Below are 23,938 nucleotides of genomic sequence, written 5' to 3'. Positions count from 1 at the left end.
GGGGGCTCATCCGCGTCTTGCTGGTGAGCCTTTTCGTCTGTCGGGGGCTCGTCTACCTCGGCATTTTGCCCATTTCGAAGGCTGGGACGAATACCAGCACGTGGGCTACGTCGTCCATCTCCTCGAGACCGGGCAACCCGCGATTCTAGGGCAGACGAATGTTCCAGCTTCCTTACTGCGGGAAGTGGTCAAATATCCCGTTCCCAAGCGAGTGGCGAAGCTTCAACTCGGCCACTTTGGTGCGGTCGATTACCAGAGGTATTGGAGTAGTGAACCACTCCCAGCGCCTCAATCCGGTGTCTTGCCGCTCTACGAGTCCCAACATTCCTGGTGGTATTACCGGCTTGTCGCCCCTCTGTTTTCCTCGCTCGGCGGAAACACAAATCTCCCCGCATCCATTGGCGGCCTTCGCCTCTTGAATCTCGGATTCGAAGCGGCCGCGGTCTGGCTCGCCCTGGGAGTGGTCGGCCGGGTTGTCCGAACGAGAGGTGACGCGATTCTGGTCGGACTCGTGATCGCGGTACACCCCTTGTTTCTGATCAACGGCGTGCGGGTTGCAAACGATGCGCTTGGGATCTTCCTGGCCACCGCAGTAATCGCCCTCTGTTTCTCCATGCGAGGCTCCCCCGGTATCGGTCGCAGCGTCGCCGTCGGACTGGTCACCGGGTTCGCAATCCTTGCGAAGGCCGTGAACTTCGCCCTGCTGCCGTTTGTAGCGATGGCCTGGATCAACTCCGCCTTTCTTGATCGACGTTCAACCCCTCAGACGTTTCTGAGTGGGACGGTCCTGGCCGTCGCCCTGCTCTCAGTCATCCAGGGCGAAGTCCGTACCAATCTCAGGCAGTACGGAGGCCTGACGACAATGCAGGAGGCGATCCGCAACCGGCAGGAAGGGAGAACGAAGGCAGATCTAGTCCAAACGGCCCGCTCGTTCCGCTGGGATGTAAGGATCCGTCGCCTCTGGCTCTCGGACTCATTCTTGGTCGGAGGGTGGAGCCGTCAACGACCAGGCCGAGCCTGGACGACTGCCTATTCGTGGGTCGTGACCGCGGGGCTTGTGGGAGCGATCTTCGCGATGGCCGGTATTTTCAAACGGACTGAACCCGTTCTTCATTCGCGGCTCACTGTTCTCCTCTGTGCTTTACTCTGCGTCAGCTTCACGGGCGGATTGGCCTATCACATGGTCCAGTCCAAGCTTGCATGGGGGGAGCCGACCACCTGTCCCTGGTATGCCAGTGCCTCGATCCCATGGTTCTTGATCGTCGTCGTTGCCGGCGGTCTTTCCTGGCCGTCCCCTCGGCTTCGCCTCGTTGTGCCGCTGGCCTTGACGGTGACCTGCCTCGGAGGTGAGTGGGTTACGATCTGGAACCGAATGCTCCCGACTTATTCCGGCGGAGCGACTGGTCTGCCGGCATTACAACGGCTCGCGACTCTCCAACCTCCACTCTTCGGCCCAGTAACAATCATTGTGGCTGAGCTCGGAGTCGTGGTCCTCGCGACGCTTCTTCTTGCGATCGCATGCGGAACCCGCCCGGACATGGGTCCATCCTGCCCCCCTCGCTGATCGCGAGAGAACCATGGCCAAACATGCGGAGATCATGATCAATTCGCGATGAGTGTCAGGTGAGCACGGCTCACCGTCCCTCTCTCATTGCCAAAGTTGGGAGTACGACGCCCACTTCGAAATGAATCGAGGGCGAGGCTTGAGCCTCGCCCTCGATTCATTGATTCTCGAGCGGTCGATCCAACGTGATGAGCGATCAAGCTCAACGGCTGTTGGTCACAGGTCCGGTCGTCGACGACAGAACCTTCGATCCCAGCGTGAGATAGTCGGCAACGATGCTGGCAACCTCATCATTGTAGTAATCCGGCTCCCAGGCGGGATGCTCGGTGAACTTCTTCTTCGTCTTATCTTTCTTCGGCTTGTCTTCGTCCTTCGTGATGTCCTCGTCGGGCACGAATTCAGAGCGGAACTTGTCTTCATTGAGCGAGATCGAGTGACGCGCTTTTCGCTCCACGAACTTTGCGATCCGCTCTTCCTGCTTCTGGAACTTCGCGTTCGCTTTCCGCCGGTCGAGCGACCGCGTTTCGAGTTCGCGGACCAGGGAGGAGTTGACCTGCTTGAGGCCGGCAATCGGTAAGGCTTCGACCTTATCGAACTTCAGGGCGTTGTCCATCTTCCCCTCGCCGAAGTCGGCCTTGTCGCGGATGGAGGGGATGTGGATGTGGGGGGTGACACCCAGGACCTGAGTGCTCTCACCATTCACCCGATAGAACTGCTGGATCGTCAGCTTCAAGGCGCCCAGGTTCGCGTCATCTCGTCGGCGAAGCTGCTCGTTGATCGGGACGATGCTCTGGACGGTCCCCTTGCCGAAGGTGCTCGAGTCGCCAACGATCAATCCACGGTCATAGTCTTTGATGACTCCCGCGAAAATCTCGGAGGCGCTCGCACTCAGGTGATCGATGAGGACGACCAAGGGGCCAGTCCAGGCAGCTCCTGCTTCCTTGTCATCAATGTGCTTGACGCCGGAAGCATCTTTGACCTGAACAACTGGTCCGCGATCGATGAAGAGACCGGAGAGCGTCCTCGCCTCTTCCAAGAGACCGCCACCATTCCCACGCAGGTCGAGGATCAGGGCATCGATTCCTTTTTCCTTGAAGCCGCGAATGAGCTTTTTGGTATCCACGGTGGCGCTGACGGCGTCGGGGTCCTGAGCCATGACCGCCTGAGTGTCGCCGTAGAAAGCAGGCAGGTTGATGACCCCGACCTTGTAGACCTTGTTCTGAGGGTCTTTGACGTCGATGATCTGCCCCTTGGCATGCTGTTCGACCAGTTCGATCTTCTGGCGAGTCAGCTCGTAGATCTTCCGGTCCTTGGTGCCGGTGGGCTGCACGATGAGGCGGACCTTGGTCCCTCGTGGGCCTCGGATATAGCGGACGACATCGCTGAGCTTCTTCTCAACAAGGTCGGTCTCGGACCCATCCTCATTCTGGATGCCGATGATCTTGTCCTCGGGCTGAAGTCGGCCATCCTTATCAGCCGCCATCCCGGGAACGACCTCTTTGACGACGGCGTAGCCGTTCTCAGACTGGAGTGATGCTCCGATGCCTTCGAGGGAGAGGTGCAACGTCTGACCGATCGTGTCTTCGAGCGTCTTGGCGCTCATGTAGCTCGAATGCGGGTCGAAGGTTCGAGTCAAGCTGCTGAGATAGACTTCAAGCAGTTCCGACATGTCGAATTGGTGAAAGAGTCGATTCCGGTCCTTGTAGCGAATCTTGACCTTATCAACGGCTTCCTTCTCGTCCGTCTTGTCGACCTTGAGCTGGAGCAGGTCGAGCTTGATCCGCTTTCTCCAGCGTTCCTTGGCTTCGTCCTCGGTTGCTGGAAAGTCGATCAAGTCGGGATCGTCATCAATCGCCTCGTCAATCGTGAAGTCCGGTTTCTGGTCGAGGTAATCGAGTGCCGTCTTGAGACGCTCGTCGGTCCGCTCGAGGAACCGAGCGAAGACTTGCTTGGGAAAGTCGAGGTTCCCCTCTTTGATCTTGTCATCGAGAGTCGTGGCCTGGGCCATGAACTCATCGACATCCGCCTTTAAGAAGTAGTACTTCTGGGGATCGAGATCCTTGAGGAAGTTCTGACACCACTTCTTGGCGATTTCGTCGTCAATCTTGGGCTTGGCCATGTGGCCCAGTTCGAGCAGATTCACGACGACCCGAGCCGTATCCTCGTCCAAAGGCTTGGACGTCGGTGCTTGGGCGCCCACGACTGCCGCGATGAAGCCCATGATCGCGATCAGCGCCAGTGGACGGAATGCGAGTCGAGGCATGAGATTTGGTTCCGAAGGGCTGGATGGGTCGTCGTGCGGAACGCAGGGTTCAACACCTTGCCATCATATCCATCGATCGGTTCAGCGGCAAGGCCGACCCTGATGCTTGAACGCGTTGGGATAGAACGAGACTCGTTTTCGGCATTCAATCGTCGAGATCAAAGATGCCGCAACACGTCATCTGCTCTGCTACTACGACGCCAAGAAGCCGATGGTTCGCCTCGATTCTCCCCGGTGGACATGGTCATTCACTCGACGGCCCTTGGCATTTCTCTTGAGTCTCAAGGCGCAGGGATTGCTTCACAAAACGCTCTCGACCTCCCTTAGGACGTGAACTTGTGACAATTCCGAGGATTCTCCACCGTGATCGATGATCCCGAAATTCCGTTGACCGGTCCCAAATCGGTCGCTGCAAACCAGACAAGCTGGCGGGTTTGGGCCCCTCGAGCTGACCGAGTTGATCTTGTGCTGGGCCTGGAGAGGGAGGCGCGAAACCTCCCCATGGAGCCAATCGGGCGCGGCTACTTTGAACGCATGACCGCGCGCGTCGAGCCAGGTCTGCGCTATGCTTACCGACTCAATGGTGGTCCCCCCCTGCCCGATCCTGGCTCGCGATCGCAACCCGATGGCGTCAACGCGGCCTCGGCGGTCTTTTTTCCTGAAACTTTCCCCTGGAACGAAGGAGCATGGCGCGGGGTCAAGCGAGCGGAGCTCGTCATTTACGAACTCCACGTCGGGACGTTCACGCCCGAGGGGACCTTCGATGCCGTGATTGCCAGGATTCCGGAATTGCTCGACCTCGGGATCACGGCCATCGAGTTGATGCCGGTCGGTCAATTTTCAGGGACGAGAAACTGGGGTTACGACGGGGTGTTCCCGTTCGCCCCTCAGAACAGCTACGGTGGGCCCGAGGCCCTCCAACGGCTGGTCGACGCCTGCCATCAGTTGGGGATGGCCGTCTTTCTTGACGTGATCTACAACCATTTCGGTCCGGAAGGGAACGTTTTTCCCCTGTTCGGCGACTACCTGACCGACACCTACAAAACCGCCTGGGGTCCCGCCCTGAACTTTGATGGGCGTGGGTGCGATGCCGTTCGTGCCATGGTTCTCGAGAATGCCCGACAGTGGATCCGTGACTTTCATTTCGATGGCCTGAGACTCGATGCGGCCGACCAGATTTTCGACCGAAGCCCGAAAAATATCCTCTCGGAGATCGTGGAGGTCGTCCACGACGCGGCCGCTCGGCTCGGGCGTCAGGCTCATGTCTTCGCCGAGACCGACCTCAACGATGCGCCCGGCTTCCTTCGCACCGTCGAACACGGTGGCTATGAGCTCGACGGCCACTGGAACGATGACTTCCATCACGCGGCCCACGTCGTACTGACCGGGGAAACAAATGGATACTACGTCGATTTTGCCGCGGGCCCCGAGGCGCTTGCCAAGTCCTATGAACGTGTGTTCGTCAACGACGGAAATTACAGTCCGTTCCGAGGGCGAAGACACGGGACGCCGGCTACCGAGTTCACCGGCGACAGATTCCTCGCGTTCACGCAGAATCATGATCAGGTTGGGAATCGGCTGAAATCGGACCGGTACGCGTCGATGCTTTCCCACTCAGCCGTTCGACTGGCCGCGGGGATCCTCCTGCTTGCCCCTCGGCTTCCGCTCCTCTTCATGGGGGAAGAATACGGCGAGACGCGCCCTTTTCCTTTCTTCTGCGACTTCCAGGAGCCTGAATTAATCCAGGCAATCCGCAACGGGCGGAAAACCGAGTTTTCCTATTTCGGCTGGGAAGACGAGATCGCCGACCCGTTCGCGAGCGCCACACGCGAAGCGGCCGTCCTGAGCTGGTCCTGGGAAACGCCGGCGAGGCTCGGACTTCGCCAGCTTTATCGGGACCTCCTGCGGCTTCGTCGCGAGTTGCCGAGCCTGGCGGATTTCTCTCATGCCAGAACGAGGCTGATCAGAAATGGTGCCGCGAGCCCTGTCCTCGAAGTCCTCCGGGGAAGCTCCATGCCCAATGGGTCTCCCTCGCTTCGGATTTACCTCAACCTGGGTCCCGATGTACAGAATCTCCCTTCGGATTGGCAGTCTCAACCGCTCCTCTTGCGATCCGAAATCGACCGATACGGGAACCAGAGTTCCGAAGCGATGAAATGGGAGGGTTTCCTTCAACCTCATGAATTCGTCATCCTGGGATCCGGGTAAGCCGCCTCTGGAAGTGTGAACGCCGCCGGTGAAAACAAGCCGAATGGCTCGCGGCACCGGCGGCATCTTTTTTGCATACACCTCGACACATCCACCGGGGAATTGGCAGGGCGGCTTGTTGCGGATTCGGTTGCTTCCGCATACTGTTCGGATGGGCGATCGACTGAGGCGGTTCTCGACCACGGAAATGGTGGTGGGGAGGAGACCTGGGTCAGAGAGATTTGCCGTTCGTGATTGCAGGTTGACCAGCCCGCCCCTGTCACTTAAATGTCGATAAATCCGAATTGGTGAGCCTAATGCCGGTCCCTTCGGCCACGTATCGCGTCCAGTTGCATGCGGAGTTCGGTTTCAAGGCGGCGGCGGCGATCGCCGACTACCTGAGTGCCCTGGGAGTGAGCCACCTCTACGCATCTCCCTACCTGCAGGCGAATCAAGGGAGCACCCATGGCTATGACATCCTCGACCATAGCCGCGTGAGTGAAGAGATCGGCGGTGAAGACGCCCACGCCCAGCTCTGCGAGACGCTCGGCCGGAACAATCTCGGGCAGATCCTCGACGTGGTTCCCAACCACATGAGTATCTCGAGCCGGGACAACGTCTGGTGGTGGGATGTCCTCGAGAACGGGCAATCGAGTCTGTACGCCCATTACTTCGACGTCGACTGGCATCCTCCCGAACAAAAGCTCCACGACACGGTCCTGTTGCCGATCCTCGGCGACCACTACGGGCGGATCGTGGATGCTGGCGAAATTACGCTTCAGCACCACACCGGAAGTTTCACGTTTCATTATCATGATCATGTCATGCCGGTTGCGCCTCGATCTCTGAACGAACTGCTGGAACGAGCGGCCCGCCGTTGTGATTCACCCGACCTTGCTTTCATCGCCGACTCCTTTGGAAACCTGCCACACTCCACCGCCACCGACTGGCCCAGCGTGACGAGAAGGCACCGGGATAAGGAGGTGTTGCGGAGACAGTTGGCCCGGCTCTGCGCGGAGTCCCCGGCGATCGCTTCGGCCATCGACAGTTTGGTCGAGGAGGTCAACCGATCGCCGAACGAGATCGATCTCTTGCTGGACCGGCAGAATTATCGGCTCGCCTATTGGCGATCGGCCGACCAGGAGCTCGACTACCGCCGGTTCTTCGACATCAATACACTCGTCAGCCTGCGAATCGAGGATGAGCGTGTCTTCCACGACATGCACGTTCTGATTCTGAAATGGGTTCGCCAGGGCGTTCTCGACGGCTTGCGGGTCGATCACCCGGACGGCTTACGCGACCCGGCCCAGTATTTTCAGAGACTCAAACAGGCCGTGCCTCACGGTTGGATTGTCGTTGAAAAGATTCTCGAGCCGGGCGAAACGCTCCCGGAAGACTGGCCGGTGGCCGGCACGACCGGTTATGACTTCCTCAATCGCCTGGGAAGTCTCTTGGTCGATCAGGCGGGTGAAGCGCCGATCAGTGAGTTCTACACCCGGTTCACCGGCGTGTCGACCGACTACCTGGGAATGGTCCACCAGAAGAAGCACTACGTTCTCAAAACGCTTTTCGGAAGCGACATCAATCGGCTGACGTTTCTGCTCGCCAAGGTGTGCGAGCGGCAGAAACGCTACCGCGACTACTCGCGTCGTGAGTTGAATGCGATGCTTCGGGAAGTCATCGCCTGTTTCCCTGTCTATCGCACGTATCTTCGCGCGGAAGCCGGGCAAGTCAGTGAACGAGATATCCACTACGTCACCGAGGCGATTGAATCGGCAAAGCGACACAGGCCGGACATCGATCAAGACCTTCTCGACTTCTTACGCGACTTGCTGTTGCTGCGAGTGCGCGGAACGCTCGAATCGGAATTGGTCATGCGATTCCAGCAGCATACTGGGCCGGTGATGGCCAAGGGGATCGAAGATACGGTCTTCTACAACTACAACCGTCTCGTCGCCCTCAATGAAGTCGGTGGGGATCCCGGGCGATTCGGCCTCTCGCTCGAGCAGTTTCACGCCGAGTGCCGCGAAACCCAGGAACACTGGCCGCGGTCGATGATCGCTACCACGACCCACGACACCAAGCGAAGCGAAGACGTCCGCGCTCGGATCTCTCTGCTCGCCGAAATCCCCAGCCGCTGGGCCGAGGCGGTCGAGCGCTGGTCTGCGCACAATGAACCTTCCAAGACGGGCGGCTTCCCCGACCGTAACATCGAGTATCTCCTTTACCAGACTCTGGTCGGGGCCTGGCCGATCGATCCTGCTCGAACGTTGGAATATGTGCAAAAGGTATCACGCGAGGCCAAAGCCTACACCTCGTGGACCGACCCGGATCCAGACTATGAAGAGGCACTTCGCTCCTTCGTCGTAGCGATCCTGGCCGATTCCAAATTCGTGGCGGACCTGATCGGGTTCATCTCGCCCTTGATTGCGCCCGGTCGCATCAATTCGCTGGCCCAAGTTCTCATCAAGTTGACCGCTCCGGGTATCCCCGACATCTACCAGGGGAACGAACTCTGGGACCTCAGCCTCGTCGATCCGGACAACCGACGGCCGGTGGACTTTGAAATTCGCCGCCGCTTGCTCGAGTCCTTACGGACCGTGACAGCCGAGGAAATTCTCGCCCGTTCCGACGAGGGTTTGCCCAAAATGTGGGTCACGAAGCAGGCACTGGCTGTCAGGAAACGAATGCCTGAATTATTCGGTCCCGATGGAGACTACCACCCAATCCGTGCCGAAGGATCACGGGCCGAACATGTCGTCGCATTCGCGCGTGGTCACGGGTGCGTCATCGTGGCTCCCCGTCTGCCACTTCGGCTCGACGGTTGTTGGGAAGATACGTCGCTCCCACTCCCCGATGGTGGCTGGACCAACGAGCTCACGGGAGATGTCGTGTCAGGCAGGTCGACTCCAATGAAGACGCTCCTGGAGCGGTTTCCCGTCGCCCTCTTGACTCGAACAGAACGCTGAAACAATGCAAGGCCTGGCTGGTCGCCTGATCGCGATGACGACGACTCGCTCGTCGTTGCCGAGAATGTTCGATAACGAATGAAGCATCAGGCCAAGGCGGACGAATCGGGAGATTTTCATGGCTGAGTCTGACCCGCTCTGGTACAAAGACGCGATCATTTATGAACTGCACGTGAAGGCGTTCTTCGACAGCAACGAGAACGGCCTGGGCGACTTTGCCGGCCTGATGCAGAAGCTCGACTACTTGCAGGATCTGGGCGTGACCTGCCTCTGGCTCCTTCCCTTCTATCCTTCTCCATTGCGTGACGACGGGTACGATATTGCCGACTATTTCAGCGTCCACCCTGAATACGGCACGGTGAAGGACTTCCGCCAGTTGGTCCGCGAAGCGCACCGGCGCGGGATTCGCGTCGTCACCGAGTTGGTGATCAATCATACCTCCGACCAGCACCCTTGGTTCCAGGAAGCACGGCTCGCTCCGCCGGGCTCGGCGAAGCGGAATTTCTATGTCTGGAGTGACACTCCCAAGAAATACTCGGCCGCGCGAATCATTTTCACCGACACGGAAACGTCGAACTGGACCTGGGATCCGGTGGCGAAGGCCTATTACTGGCATCGGTTCTTCCATCACCAGCCGGACCTCAATTTCGACAATCCCCAAGTCCTCCGCGCAGTGTTCAAGGTCATGCGGTTCTGGCTCGACATGGGGGTTGATGGCATGCGGTTGGATGCCATCCCCTACCTCATCGAGCGCGAAGGGACGAACTGCGAGAACCTGCCCGAGAGCCACGACATCCTCAAAAAGTTCCGCAAGGAGATGGACGAGCACTACAGCGACCGGATGCTCTTGGCCGAGGCCAATCAATGGCCCGCCGACGTGCTCGACTACTTCGGCGACGGCGATGAATGCCATATGGCATTCCACTTCCCGCTCATGCCACGCATCTTCATGGCGCTCCGGCAAGAAGACCGCCATCCGATCGTGGAAATCATGCGCCAAACGCCGGATATTCCCCCCGATTGCCAGTGGGTCACGTTTCTCCGGAATCATGACGAGCTGACCCTCGAAATGGTCACCGATGAAGAACGCGACTACATGTATCGGGAGTATGCGGCCGACCCGCGGATGAGGCTCAACCTGGGAATCCGCCGCCGCCTCGCTCCCTTGATGGGAAACAACAGGCGCAGCATTGAATTGATGAATAGCCTGCTCTTCTCGCTGGTCGGTACGCCCGTGATCTACTACGGGGACGAGATCGGCATGGGGGACAACATCTATCTGGGAGATCGCGACGGCGTCAGAACGCCCATGCAGTGGACCGGCGATCGGAATGCCGGATTTTCGAGAGCCGACTTCGCCAGGCTCTACGCCCCACCGATCATCGACCCCGTATTTGGGTATCAGAGCATCAACGTGGAGGCCCAGCAGAGGGAAGCCTCCTCGTTACTCAACTGGATGAAACGGCTGATCTCGCTCAGAAAGCGATTCCAGGCCTTCGGGCGGGGCACTCTCGAGTTTCTCCACCCCCGGAATCGCCAGGTCCTGGCCTACATCCGTAGCTATGAGAATGAGCATATTCTCGCCGTGGCCAACGTGTCTCGCTTCGTCCAGCCGTTCTCGCTCGATCTGGAGCGATTCCAGGGTTATACACCCGTGGAACTCTTCGGTGGGGTGGAGTTTCCGACCATTGGTGAGACGCCCTATTTTCTGTCGCTCGGCCCTTACGCGTTCATGTGGTTTCGGCTCGATCAATTGCCCCACTCCATCGAAAGCGGCGTCGTTCGGGCGCCTGCCTTGCCTACCGAAGAACTTCCCAGCCTCACCCTCTCGGGGGGGTGGGATACCTTGATGGAAGGAAAGGCGCGAGCCACGCTCGAGCGCACCGTCCTACCCCACTATCTCTTGCGCCAGCGCTGGTTCGGGGCCAAGTCGCGCACGCTTGAAACGGTCAGTATTCGCGATTGGGTAACCGTAAGCGGGGGAACCTCCCCTGCCCTGCTCGTCTTTATCCGCGCCTACTACAGCGATGGGCATTCGGAGAGGTATTCACTCCCGCTTGCGATCGCCGAGGGCATCGCGGCCGAGGCGCTCCTGCTGAACCAACCCGCCACGATCTTGGCGTTCGTAGCGGCAGGAGATTTGGCTGGGGTCGTCTACGACGCGGTCGCGAACGACGAGTTCTGCGAACACTTGCTCCAGACGATCGAGGGGCCGAGTGCGATCAAGTCCCGCTCAGGAATGATCCAGGGAATCAGAACCTCGGCCTTTGACCAGATCGAAGGAGCGCCTACGCCGCTTCAGCGCGGTTCGGCCGAACAAAGTAATACCACGATCTTCTACGGTCGACGCTTCTTGATGAAGCTCTTCCGGAAACTCGACGTTGGAGTGAACCCAGACCTGGAAATCGGCCGTTTCCTCACGGAGAAAGCGAAATTCCCCAGAATTCCGAAGACGGCCGGGGCGTTGGAATATCGCAAGAGTCGTTCCGAACCCATCACGATCGCGCTCTTGCAGGAGTATGTGTCGAACCAGGGCCAGGGGTGGCAGTTGGCTCTCGACGTCCTCGGTCGATATTACGAGCACGTCAGTACCCAGGAACACCGGCTCTTCAAAATCGAAACCGACAGTCATTCGTTGTTCGAGCTCTGTTCCATGGAGCCGCCACCGGAAGTCTTCGAGGTCGTCGGGGCGGCCCTGAATACGGCGGGAGTGCTCGGCAAACGGACCGCTGAAATGCACCTCGCACTGGCCAGTGATACCGAGGACCCTGCCTTCGCTCCGGAACCGCTCGAGCCGGAGGAACTTGCCCATATGGTGAAGTCGCTTCAGGTGCAGGTTCGGAAGTCGCTGGCCCTGCTCCGCGAAAAGCTCGACTCTCTCCCGGCTGCGGTTCAACCCCTGGCGCAAGAGATCCTGGACACGGGAGCGGGGATGGCCTCGCGATTCAAGCCGCTGAGTGAAGGAGTCGGCCACCTTATCAAGATCCGTTGCCACGGCGACTATCATCTCGGGCAGGTGCTCTGGGATGAAAACGACTTCATTATTCTTGACTTCGAAGGGGAGCCCGGCCGGCCCGTCGCCGAGCGAAGAGAGAAGAAGTCCGCTTTGCGTGACGTGGCAGGGATGCTGCGCTCGCTCGACTACGCGGTCTACAGCAAGTTGATTAGCTCCAGCGTCGACCAGCCGGAGAAGTTCGATCGGCTCGAACCCTGGGCCAAGGTCTGGAAGAACTGGACGTCGGCCGCGTATTTGCGCGAGTATCGCGCGACGGCCGCCCCGTTGCTGCCGGACGATGAGTCGGCCATGGCGCTCCTGCTAGAATTCTTCATGCTGGAGAAAACCCTCTTTGAATTCCAGTATGAACTCAACTACCGTCCTGACTGGATTCGGATTCCCATGCTGGGCATCCTGCACTTGATGAAGCCGGGCAGTTGATCCCCCTTCCGACGACGAAAATGCGAGCCCCCAGGAGTTTTAAGTCGTGATGACAGGGCAGAGTACGGCGGTGAAAGGTCAAACGCGGACAACCCAGGAGAAGACTGCACCCCCTCCTCGCGTCGTGATCGAAGGAGTCCAGCCGGAGATCAACCACGGCGCGTTTCCAATCAAGCGGACCGTGGGCGAGGAGGTGGTCGTCACGGCGGACATTTTCGCCGAAGGACATGACCTGGTCGCAGCCGTCCTCCGCCATGGCCCCATCGGCGGAGCCGACTGGACCGAGGTGCCCATGTCGGAACTGGGTAACGATCGTTGGAGCGGAACGTTCACCGTGAACGCCCAAGGGCGGTACGGTTATACGCTCCAGGCCTGGGTTGATTATTTCGCAACCTGGCGGCGGGATCTCTCCAAAAAGGTGGACGCTGGTCTGGGCGTTTCGAGCGAACTCGTGGAGGGGGCGGAACTCGTCAAACAGGCCGCCAAGCGCGCCAGGGGGAGCGATGCCGAACAGCTTCGTGCGCAAGCAGACGTGCTTGGCCATGGCGGTGACACCGGTGAACGGATCAAGAACGCCCTCGACCCGGAACTCGCGTCGTTGATGACACACTACGTTGACCGTAGTGGGGCCACTTCGTACGAGAGAGTACTCGGGGTCACGGTTGAGCGTGAGCGTGCTCGCTACGGCGCCTGGTATGAGATGTTTCCTCGCTCGTGCTCACCCGAGCCGGGTCGACACGGGACGTTCAAGGACGTTGAGGCAAGGCTTCCTTACGTCGTCGGGATGGGCTTTGACGTTCTCTATCTGCCGCCAATCCATCCGATCGGCCTGAGCTTTCGGAAAGGTCCGAACAATACCCTCACTCCCGGACCGGATGATCCGGGCAGTCCCTGGGCGATCGGTTCCCCTGAGGGCGGGCACAAGGCCGTGTTGCCCGAGCTCGGCACTCTGGAGGACTTCGATCATCTCGTCGCTCGAGCCGGTGATCTCGGTCTGGAGGTTGCGCTCGACATTGCGTTCCAGTGCTCCCCCGACCACCCTTACGTGAAAGAGCACCCCGAGTGGTTCCGCCACCGTCCTGATGGCTCGATCAAGTACGCTGAGAATCCCCCGAAGAAATACCAGGACATTTATCCGATCGACTTTGAGTCGAGCGACTGGAAAGCTCTCTGGGAAGAACTTCGGGACGTCGTGCTCTTCTGGGTTTCCCACGGCGTCACGATCTTCCGGGTCGATAATCCGCACACCAAGGCATTTCCCTTTTGGGAGTGGATGATCCGCGAAGTCTGGGATCGCCATCCCGACACGATCTTCCTCGCCGAAGCGTTCACCCGACCCAAGGTGATGAAGTACCTGGCCAAATCCGGCTTCTCCCAGTCATACAGCTACTTCACTTGGCGGACGACGAAGGAAGGACTCACCGAGTACTTCACCGAGTTGACTCAGACCGAAGTGGCCGAATACATGCGGCCCAACCTGTTCGCGAACACTCCGGATATTCTCCACGAGTCGCTTCAACACGGTGGCCGACCCGCATTCCAGGCCCGACTCGTCCTGGCGGCAACTCTGGGAGCCACCTACGGTATCTACGGCCCACCGTTCGAGCACTGCGACGGTACCCCGGTTCGCCCCGGGTCGGAAGAATACCTCGACTCGGAAAAGTACCAATGTCGCCATTGGAACCTCGACGAACCGGGAACGATTCGGTACTTCGTGAGCCGGGTGAACACGATCCGACGCGACAACCGGGCACTTCACTATGACCGCAATCTGCGTTTCTTCACGATCAATAACAACGAGATGATCGCCTATGCCAAATCGTCGCCCGACCGCTCTGACATCATTCTCGTGATCGTCAACCTGGACCCGTTCCATACCCAGGAAGGCTCGATCCAGTTTCCTTTCTGGGAGTTTGGACTGAACGAGTCCTACCAGGTGCACGACCTACTCACCGATGCACGTTACGACTGGCGAGGAGAATGGAATTTCGTCCGCCTCGACCCGCATGTGTGCCCTGCGCACATCTTCCGGGTCTGGCGTTGAGCTGAGCGACAGCTTCAGGCGCATTTTTCCGAGACTCAGGGACTCTTGCATGCGATGATGACGCGGCCCGGGCCTTGGCGGCCTCCGACTTTCGAGCGCACTCGGCAACCTCCTCCCGGAGATCGCGTCATGATTCATGGTTCATTAATTGGACTCCCGGCCCTCGTGGTTTGGGGGTCCCTTCTCTTCCTCTTCAGTCCCGCAACGGCCAAAGAATTCACGACCTATCACGAGAACGTGCTGGGAACCTCGCTCGAACTGCGAACCAACACCGACACGGCCGAGGGAGCAATCTGGGCGGAGAAGCGGATTTTAGGGGAAATCGATCGTCTGTCCGCGATTTTCAGCGGCTACGACGCCAATAGCGAGTTCAACCGCTGGCAAGCGACCCCGAATGTCGCGATGAAGGTCTCTCCGGAACTTTTTGCAGTCCTCCAGGCCTGTGATGAATGGGCCACGCGAACCGAGGGAGCCTTCGATCCGCGCGTGGAGGCACTGACGCGTCTCTGGTCACGCTGCGCCAAGCAGAACCGGATCCCGACCGCTGACGAATTGTCGGCAACCAAGTTATTGATGAGTCGCCCTGCGTGGCGCCTGGACGTCCGGACCCGGACCGCGGAGCGATTGAGCGATTGCCCGTTGAGCCTGAATGCAATTGCCAAGGGCTATATCGTCGAGTCGGCCTGTAACATTGCGCTGGACCAAGGTCGTGGGATTCGCGGAATTCTCTTGAACATCGGCGGCGACTTACGGGTTTGTGGAGAGCTTGCCCAATCGATCGTCATCGTGGATCCAACCAGTGACTCCGAAAATGCGGAGCCCTTGTCTCAGGTGAAAGTCCAGGCGCGGGCGGTCGCCACCAGTGGCAATTCCCAGCGCGGATATCGCATTGGTGATCGATGGTACTCACATATTTTTGATCCTCGAACAGGGCTCCCCGTCGAAAACATCACGAGTGCCACGGTCATCGCCAGTCGGGCCGACACGGCCGATGCGCTCGCAACGATCTTCAATGTTCTGCCCGTCGCGGAGAGCCTTCGGCTGGCGAAATCGCTCTCGGATGTCGACTGCCTCCTGGTCGAGCGAGACGGGCGAACCTTCCGGAGCAACAGTTGGCCAGACAGTGTGAGGCCAGCGGCACCACACTCAGCGCTCGCCGACGCCAAGCCCGTCACCGCCTCGGCGGCGGGAGTCCCAACCAAACAAGATGGGGAGAAGAAGGCCGATTCGGTTAGGCAGTGGAATGAGGAATTCGAGCTCCTCGTTGCCTTTGAGATCCAGAGACCCGAAGGGGCCTCAGGCCGATATCGCCGGCCCTACGTGGCCGTCTGGGTCGAGGACAAGGAGGGAGCATCCGTCCGCACACTCATCTTGTGGGCTCAGAAGAATGCACGATCGCAGTGGGTTCCCGACCTGCGTCGTTGGTATCGTGGAGACCAGGCGCGCCGACTCGTGGACGAGTTCGACCTCCGCAAGACGTTGTCCCGGGCGACGCGTCCTCCTGGTAAGTATGACGCCATCTGGGACGGTAAGGACGACCATGGTCGGCAACTTCCCGCTGGCGAATACACGGTCAATCTCGAAGCGGCCCGCGAACATGGAACATATCAGAGCATCCGAAAGCGAGTAACCTTCGCCGATCAACCGTTCGTCGAAGATCTCAATGGAAATGTCGAGATCAAATCGGCCACGCTCACCTATCGTCGCAAAGGGCAGGTACGTTAGCTCCTTGGTCTCATGACCATCGTCAACGATGGCCAAGCGAAGAGATTCGGGAACGGTCTGATCAACGTCTCTACAGTCCTGAGGACCCTGGTGACCGATGTCGACCGCTTCCCGGCCGCAAATCGATCGCGAGCGGGATCGGGTTATACGAAGCTCGTGCCCTCCCGGTCGGGCGGCCGGCAACGCCAGGGAACAACACCGCGCAACGAAAAACGCCCCGACCCTTCCGTGAGGAAGAATCGGGGCGTCTTTGAAGGATTCCGGCGATCACCGACTTTCGCGCCAAAGGCACTATCATGGGCCTGACGGGCTTAACGGCCGTGTTCGGAATGGGAACGGGTGGGACCCCGTCAGTATGTTCGCCGGAAAAGCAACCGGCAGGCGATCAAACCCGCCGGTCACGTTGTGCTCAAGCTTCACAGTGGTCGTCACGCAAGATCCTACCGCCACTTCGATGGGCATGACCAACCGACTTCGAGTCTCTTCACGACGCGTGGTCCCCGTTATGGAATGGGAATACGTCGCCGTGTGATCGATCGAATGCGATCGGTGAATGATGCAACCCTGATTCCTGTCCGTGTCGAGTCCCCAAAGGGGAGCCGGCGGACGGATCGGGGTGGTCAAGCGATCGGCTGTTAGGACCGGTCGGCTGCGGCGATCACTCGCCGTGCACTCCCGGCCTATCGACCTGGTCGTCTTCCAGGAGCCTTCGCACTTGCGTGCTGGAAACCTCGTCTTGAAGAGGGCTTCGCGCTTAGATGCCTTCAGCGCTTATCCTTTCCCGACCTAGCTACTCGGCGATGCCCTGAGCAGAACAGCCGATACACCAGAGGTCGGTCCTCCCCAATCCTCTCGTACTAGGGGAGACCCTTCGCAAGTTTCCTACGCCCACGGCAGATAGGGACCGACCTGTCTCACGACGGTCTGAACCCAGCTCGCGTACCGCTTTCATTGGCGAACAGCCAAACCCTTGGGACCTTCTCCAGCCCCAGGATGCGATGAGCCGACATCGAGGTGCCAAACCTCCCGCCGCTATGGACGCTCGGGGAGATCAGCCTGTTATCCCCGGAGTACCTTTTATCTGTTGAGCGACGGCCTTCCATCCAGCACCGCCGGATCACTAACGCCGACTTTCGTCCCTGCTCGACTGATGGGTCTCGCAGTCAGGCACCCTTCTACGTTTGCGCTCATGTTGCCAGATTGCCGACCTGGCCGAGGGTACCATTGCACTCCTCCGTTACTCTTTGGGAGAGACCGCCCCAGTCAAACTGCCCGATGAGCATGGTCCCGGTCCGGGCTACGGACCGGTGAGGATCAGAGTCATTTCAGGGTGGTATTTCACCGATGGCTCCCCGACGGCTGGCGCCGCCGGATCACGGCCTCCACCTATGCTACACAGAAAGGACGCTGACCCAATGCCAACCTGCAGTAAAGGTTCACGGGGTCTTTCCGTCTGACCGCGGGTACGTGGCATCTTCACCACGGCTACAGTTTCACCGGGTCCCTCGTGGAGACAGTGCTCCAGTCGTTACGCCATTCATGCAGGTCGGAACTTACCCGACAAGGAACTTCGCTACCTTAGGACCGTCATAGTTACGGCCGCCGTTTATCAGGGCTTCGGTCGCCAACTTCAGCTTACGCCTCATCGGCTCCTTAACCTACCGACACCGAGCAGGCGTCAGACTCTATACGTCCTCTTGCGAGTTGGCAGAGTCCTGTGTTTTGATAAACAGTCGCTAGAGCCGATTCTCTGCGGCTCTCCTGCGGAGAGCACCCTTGTACCGAAGGTACGGGGTCATTGCCGAGTTCCTTCACGAGGTTCTCCCGAACGCCTTCGGATACTCGCCTAGCACACCTGTGTCGGATTGCGGTACGGGCCAGATGGTTCGTCCCGCGGGGCTTTTCGTGGCCGAGAGTTCATCAGGCTTCCAGATCGAATGCTGTCGGCCTTGCGGCACGGGTAATCTAACACCCTGACCTGACTCTCCTCGGCGTCCTCCGCGGTTCAACCTTACCATCGGGTGGCGGAATATTAACCGTCTGTCCATCGGCTACGCCCTTGGGCCTCGCCTTAGGTCCCGACTGACCCTGGGCGGATTGACCTTCCCAGGAAACCTTGTGCTTTCGGCGGACAGGCTTCCCACCTGTCTTGTCGTTACTCGTTCCGGCATTCGCACTCGCCCGCGCTCCACTGGTCGTTTCCATCCAGCTTCATTGCGGCGGGCGACGCTCTCCTACCATCAGTTTAATCTGATCCGCGACTGCGGCACGACGCTTAGTCCCCGTCATTTTCGGCGCGGGATGGCTCGACCGGTAGCTGTTACGCACTTTTGAAATGATGGCTGCTTCTAAGCCAACATCCGGCTGTCACCGCGATCCCACTTCCTTTGCCACTGAGCGTCGATTTGGGGCCTTGGTCGGCGGTCTGGGTTGTTTCCTTTGAACGTGAAGCTTATCCCCACGTTCTGACTCCGGGGTCCGTCGTGCGGTATTCGGAGTTGGTTTCGGAGGGTAGGCGGAAGCCCCCTACCGAATTCCGTCGCTCTACCCCGCACGATATGTCCTGAGGCTGGCCCTAAAGCCATTTCGGAGAGAACGAGCTATCTCCAGGTTTGATAAGACTTTCACTCCTCCCACGGGTCCTCCCCAGTTTTCAACACTGGTGGGTTCGGTCCTCCACGACCGGTTAGGGTCGCTTCAACCTGCCCATGGGTAGTTCACCTGGTTTCGCGTCTACTGCACCCGACTATGGCGCCTGATGAAGACTCGCTTTCGCTACGGCTCCCCTGAAGGGGTTAACCTGGGGCCGGATACAGTAACTCGCCGGATCATTATGCAAAGGCACGCGGTCACGCGGCCCGAAGGCATCGCGCTCCCACCGCTTGTAGGCACGGGGTTTCAGGTTCAGTCTCCTCCCTAATCAGGGTTCTTCCCACCGTTCGGTCGCCCTACTGGGTTCGCTATCGGTCGTCATCGAGTGCTTAGCCTTGCGGGATGGTCCCCGCCGATTCAGGCCGGGTTTCACGTGCCCGACCCTACTCGGGTACCGAAGAGGGAGTTTGCATCGTCGCTTACGGGGCTATCACCCGCTCTAGCGCTCCGTTCCAGGAGGCTTCAGCTGACGCTCACTCATCCCATGTTATCGGCCCACGACCCCGAGTGGTGTCCCACTCGGTTTAGGCTGATCCCGTTCGCTCGCCGCTACTGAGGGAGTCTCGGTTGATTTCCTTTCCTCCGGGTACTGAGATGTTTCAGTTCCCGGGTCTCTACAGGCATTCCAGGATCGACGTTCGTTGGACAACTCCCTGGACTTATCGCAGCCTTCACGCCTGTCTCTCTGATGACGCCTAGGCATCCCCCCCGTGCCCTTAGGAGCTTGACCACGCCGATCCGGACGCCGCAGTTCCTCGAAAGAAACTCGACAGCCAGAAAGGCGAGGGGTCAGTCCCCGATCTCTCTCTTCGATCGAGTGCCCAGTGTCTCGCGACACAGGACCACTCTCACTTGGGTAACGATCCCAATGTGAGGCCGGTTGCTTCACAGCAAGCGACTCTCACGCATCCGTAAGGGTTCCACTGTATTGTGGAGAGATTCTTCTACTTGGTCTGCCACGACCATTTGTTTGCGGTTCTCACTTGCGTGACCTAACCACCGGATTGTGAAAGAGCAACCGAACCCCAACGACAGAACTTCCGGCCGAAACCGGAGAGCATCCATCTTCGAGATCCGCACTGGCCGCTGGCCAGGGGGCAACGCCGCGAACGGCCCTGCCCCGCACCCAGCAGTGCAAGCAAACGAATAGCGTGGGGATGGGATGAGCCCACCCCACGCATTCAGGAATCTAACAATGGTCGATCGTGTTCGTGGTCAGAGAACCTTCGTGGGAAGCCGGCGTAAATACCATCTGATCAAGGAGACGGTGCCGATGCGGCCCTTCTTACTGGTCGTCACGGGCATGAAGCTCGATCCAATCCAGTTCAGAGCCGAGATTTTCTAAGAAAAATCCTTAGAAAGGAGGTGATCCAACCGCAGGTTCCCCTACGGTTACCTTGTTACGACTTAGTCCCCATCACGGGTTTCATCTTCGGCGCCTGCCTTGCGGCTCCGGCGACTTCGGATGCCCCCCGCTTTGGTGGCTTGACGGGCGGTGTGTACAAGGCTCAGGAACACATTCACCGCGGCATGCTGATCCGCGATTACTAGCGATTCCAGCTTCATGCGGGCGGGTTGCAGCCCGCAATCCGAACTGAGGAACGGTTTTTGCGATTAGCGTGACTTTGCAGCCTAGCAACGCTCTGTCCGCCCCATTGTAGTACGTGTGCAGCCCCAAGCATAAGGGCCATGAGGACTTGACGTCATCCCCGCCTTCCTCCGGCTTAACGCCGGCGGTCTGTCTAGAGTTCCCACCATTACGTGCTGGCAACTAGACACAGGGGTTTCGCTCGTTAGGGGACTTAACCCAACACCTCACGGCACGAGCTGACGACAGCCATGCAGCACCTGTGCACGTTGTACCTTGCGGCCTCACCGACGTTTCCGCCGGCTAATCCGTGCATGTCAAGCCTGGGATAAGGTTTTGCGCGTAGCCTCGAATTAAGCCACATACTCCACCGCTTGTGTGAGCCCCCGTCAATTCCTTTGAGTTTCAGCCTTGCGACCATACTCCCCAGGCGGGTACTTCACGGTTTCCTACGACAGGAGCCCATCGGCGAGCCCCTATCCAGTACCCATCGTTTACGGCCAGGACTACCGGGTATCTAATCCCGTTCGCTCCCTGGCTTTCGCGTCTCAGCGTCAGTAGGCATCCAGGACCTCGCTTTCGCCACGGGCGTTCCTTCCGATCTCAACGCATTTCACCGCTCCACCGGAAGTTCCAGGTCCCCTATGCCCTCCAGACTCGTCGTATCCGCGCCACTTCCCGGTTGAGCCGGGGATTTCAACGACAGACGCACGAATCCGCCTACACGCGCTTAAGCCCAATGATTCCGAATAACGTTCGCACGGTTCGTCTTACCGCGGCTGCTGGCACGAACTTAGCCCGTGCTTCCTCCAGGGATCAATCAAGGTCTTACGACCCTTTTCCCCTCGACAGGAGTTTACAACCCGAAGGCCTTCATCCTCCACGCGGCGTCGCTCGGTCAGGCTGCGCCCATTGCCGAAGATTCTCGACTGCAGCCTCCCGTAGGAGTCTGGGCAGTGTCTCAGTCCCAGTGTGCCGGGCCACGCTCGCACGCCCGGTAGGCATCGCAGCCTTGGTGGGCCATTACCCGCCAACAAGCTAATACCACGACAGCCCGTCCCAAGACGCCGAAGCTTTGGCAAAACACCGATGCCGGTGTCGTTGCGTCGCTGGGATTACCCGCGGTTTCCGCGGCTATACCCAATCTTGGGGTTGGTTACCGTCGCCTTACTCACCCTTGCGCCACTGGCCTTGCGGCCCGTTCGACTTGCATGCCTAATCCACGCCGCCAACGTTCATTCTGAGCCAGGATCAAACCCTTCGAGATTGGTCGTCTCCCCTGCTCCGAGGAGCAAGAGATCCGGTCCTCACCTTCAAAAGGGTTGAGGAATTTGCTAACTGGTCGCAGCTCGAGTTCGCTGGGGCAAGCCCCTGCTTACTCGTGCTGTTGGCTGTTGGATCCGTCTCCGTCGCGATTCGACCTCCAACCAAACGGGGTCGAGACGACTCAAACGGCTCCACGCCGGCTTCCCTCAAAGGTTCTCTTCAACCACAAGAACCACGATCGACCGGATTGTCAAAGAACGAACATGCTGCCGAAGCAATTGGCCGGAGTGACTTGCCCTTGAAGGCGTGTCACGCCGGCCCACCTACCGACAACATCGCGGCCCGCTGTCATGGTGAGCGGTTTCCCGTTCCCAGGTCAGCCGGCCGTTTCGTTGTCACCCGTGGTGACACAGGCGACAAGGAAGATAATATCAGGTTCGCTCCGAAGGTCAACAGTCGAGTGGCCCCGGATCGCTCTTTTTTCACCTCTATTTCTGATCGTCGAATATAAATAATATGATATTAGGCAGTAGTCTGTTGAATTTCCATCCTATTAAGCATGGGCTGGTGAAGGTGCATGAAAAGGAGACCGTCGAGCTTTTCATTTTTGGCTTCACGGACTCGACTTTTGCAGTGGCTCGACTGTCGGCATTCCAGGGCTGGCAACGCTGCGTATGACTTTTTGCGTTTTTATCGCGTGGAATGCCGGGGCCACGCGATCGCAGTGGGGTCCACTATCCCTCGTGAATGGACCGACCTAAAATGCTTCGGTCGGCCTGATGCGTGGTCCGTTCGTGTCGGACGCAGGTCGCGTTTGACGACATACCAGCCGGCAGGATACAGACGATGTCCGACATAGCTGCGATCCCTGAGGTCGCTGTGCTGGTCAGCGGCGGCTTGGAAAGCGCAATCCTCTGCGTCGACCTACTCCGTCAGTTCCGTCGTGTCCACCCGCTCTACGTTCGCTTTGGCCTTCGTTGGGAAGAGGTCGAGTTGGCTTGGCTCAGGCGTTATCTTCAAGCTGTCGAGCGCCCAGGCCTCTGCCCTCTGGAACTCCTGGACGAGCCGGTCGCCAATGTTTATGGCCGACATTGGAGCGTGGAGGGACTCGCCGTTCCCGACGCCTCCTCGCCCGACGAGGCGGTTTACTTACCCGGACGCAACTTACTGTTCATTTCCAAAGCAGCCGTGTGGTGCCGCCTGCGGAATGTCGAACGCCTCGCCCTGGGCTGTCTTGGCACAAACCCATTCCCGGATAGCACGCCGACTTTCTTCGACCAGATGGAAGCGGCCGTGAATCAAGCGATGGAAGGTAGGCTGCGGATTTTGCGACCGTTCGATCGCATGCATAAGGACGAAGTGTTAAAGCGAGGCCGTGACCTTCCTTTGCAATTCACGTTTTCCTGTCTGAGTCCGGTTGACGGCCAGCACTGCGGCCGGTGCAACAAGTGCGCGGAGCGGCGTCACGGATTTCGCGATGCGCATGTTCCCGACCCCACGAATTACGCCGCGATTCCTCCTGACGGCTCCTTGGGAATGGCCGCGGGATCTCACCTTTAGTCGAGACGAACCACACGATGTATCGAGTGACGCGCGAAATTGCATTTTGTTATGGGCATCGCTTGCTCAACTATGAGGGAAAATGCAAGCATCTTCACGGCCACAACGGCCGAGCGGTGATTGTGCTCGAAGCCGAATCCCTCGACTCGCGGGGCATGCTCGTCGATTTCGTCGAGATCAAGCAGAAAGTCCAGCGCTGGATCGACGAGAATCTCGATCACAACATGCTTCTCTGCCGCGATGACCCGATTCTGCCCGTCTTGATCGAGCAAGGTGAGCGCGTCTTCGTGATGGACGCGAATCCAACGGCCGAGAACATCGCCCGGCTCATCTTCGACCGCACCGCTGACGAGGGACTTCCGGTGGTCGAGGTCATCCTCTGGGAAACGGAGAAATGCTACGCCGCCTACGCATCTCCCGGCTGAACCCGGCTCAGACCTCCGCGATCCTCGCTTGGCGGTCTTCTAGGGTCGATTTCAGTGCACCCTAATTGGATTTTGCGGCGATTCTAAAGCCTGCCCTACGAAAAATAAGGCGTGGTGGGCCATGCTCACCACGCCTTGGTAGTTTTGTCGGCCCCCTCCGTGTGCAGGATGGCGAGCCGATTCTCAGGAACAAAGGGCAGTGAAAGGGTCGACGACCAGGATCGCCTCAAGGCTCACACGTGACAGCAGCTGACCGGCT

The 23,938-nt window shown here is 59.0% G+C and carries 10 protein-coding genes and 3 rRNA genes; 9 read left to right on the top strand and 4 right to left on the bottom strand.

All coding sequences use genetic code 11. From position 1 onward, the window contains the following. Positions 1-100: 100 nt before the first annotated feature. A complete protein-coding gene (locus tag V5E97_RS16485) occupies positions 101-1,564 on the top strand; it encodes a hypothetical protein (protein WP_406700389.1) in 1,464 nt (487 codons plus the stop codon). 202 nt (positions 1,565-1,766) lie between these two features. On the opposite strand, the gene V5E97_RS16480 is transcribed toward V5E97_RS16485, so the two are convergent. Next, positions 1,767-3,827 (bottom strand): carboxy terminal-processing peptidase, encoded by a 2,061-nt coding sequence (locus tag V5E97_RS16480; protein WP_406700388.1) that lies wholly within the window; start codon positions 3,825-3,827, stop codon positions 1,767-1,769. A 363-nt stretch (positions 3,828-4,190) separates the two neighbouring features. Here V5E97_RS16480 and treZ point away from each other — a divergent pair, with 363 nt between their 5' ends. From treZ to V5E97_RS16455, 5 genes are all read left to right on the top strand, one after another. Beyond that, complete coding sequence (treZ, locus tag V5E97_RS16475; protein ID WP_406700387.1) at positions 4,191-6,035, top strand: malto-oligosyltrehalose trehalohydrolase; 1,845 nt, start codon at positions 4,191-4,193, stop codon at positions 6,033-6,035. Positions 6,036-6,331: 296 nt separating this feature from the next. Further along, positions 6,332-8,983, top strand: a complete 2,652-nt coding sequence (gene treY, locus V5E97_RS16470) for a malto-oligosyltrehalose synthase (protein ID WP_406700386.1) — start codon at positions 6,332-6,334, stop codon at positions 8,981-8,983. 118 nt (positions 8,984-9,101) lie between these two features. After that, positions 9,102-12,419, top strand: coding sequence for a maltose alpha-D-glucosyltransferase (gene treS, locus V5E97_RS16465; RefSeq protein WP_406700385.1), 3,318 nt, complete (start codon positions 9,102-9,104; stop codon positions 12,417-12,419). A 49-nt stretch (positions 12,420-12,468) separates the two neighbouring features. After that, positions 12,469-14,463 (top strand): alpha-1,4-glucan--maltose-1-phosphate maltosyltransferase, encoded by a 1,995-nt coding sequence (locus tag V5E97_RS16460; protein WP_406701170.1) that lies wholly within the window; start codon positions 12,469-12,471, stop codon positions 14,461-14,463. Between the two features lie 129 nt (positions 14,464-14,592). After that, complete coding sequence (locus tag V5E97_RS16455) at positions 14,593-16,188, top strand: DUF2271 domain-containing protein (protein ID WP_406700384.1); 1,596 nt, start codon at positions 14,593-14,595, stop codon at positions 16,186-16,188. 258 nt (positions 16,189-16,446) lie between these two features. Here the strand turns inward: V5E97_RS16455 and rrf are convergent. After that, positions 16,447-16,555, bottom strand: a 5S ribosomal RNA gene (gene rrf, locus V5E97_RS16450). 249 nt (positions 16,556-16,804) lie between these two features. Continuing rightward, positions 16,805-19,570, bottom strand: a 23S ribosomal RNA gene (locus tag V5E97_RS16445). A gap of 465 nt (positions 19,571-20,035) precedes the next feature. On the opposite strand from V5E97_RS16445, the gene V5E97_RS16440 reads away from it, so the two are divergent. Beyond that, on the top strand, positions 20,036-20,185 hold the full coding sequence (locus V5E97_RS16440) for a hypothetical protein (RefSeq protein WP_406700383.1): 150 nt from the start codon (positions 20,036-20,038) through the stop codon (positions 20,183-20,185). A gap of 13 nt (positions 20,186-20,198) precedes the next feature. Here V5E97_RS16440 and V5E97_RS16435 read toward each other — a convergent pair. Beyond that, a 16S ribosomal RNA gene (locus V5E97_RS16435) occupies positions 20,199-21,695 on the bottom strand. Together the 16S, 23S and 5S rRNA genes form the textbook arrangement of a ribosomal RNA operon. Before the next feature lie 845 nt (positions 21,696-22,540). On the opposite strand from V5E97_RS16435, the gene V5E97_RS16430 reads away from it, so the two are divergent. Both V5E97_RS16430 and V5E97_RS16425 read left to right on the top strand, forming a co-directional pair. Next, positions 22,541-23,254 (top strand): 7-cyano-7-deazaguanine synthase, encoded by a 714-nt coding sequence (locus V5E97_RS16430; protein ID WP_406700382.1) that lies wholly within the window; start codon positions 22,541-22,543, stop codon positions 23,252-23,254. A 17-nt stretch (positions 23,255-23,271) separates the two neighbouring features. Next, positions 23,272-23,679 carry a 6-pyruvoyl trahydropterin synthase family protein gene (locus V5E97_RS16425; protein WP_406700381.1) on the top strand — a complete coding sequence of 136 codons (408 nt, stop codon included), beginning with the start codon at positions 23,272-23,274 and terminating at the stop codon, positions 23,677-23,679. Positions 23,680-23,938 lie beyond the last annotated feature (259 nt).

Source organism: Singulisphaera photorubra (assembly GCF_045290345.1).
In the GTDB taxonomy this organism is placed as follows: domain Bacteria; phylum Planctomycetota; class Planctomycetia; order Isosphaerales; family Isosphaeraceae; genus Singulisphaera.
This window is presented reverse-complemented; position numbering and strand designations above follow the sequence as displayed.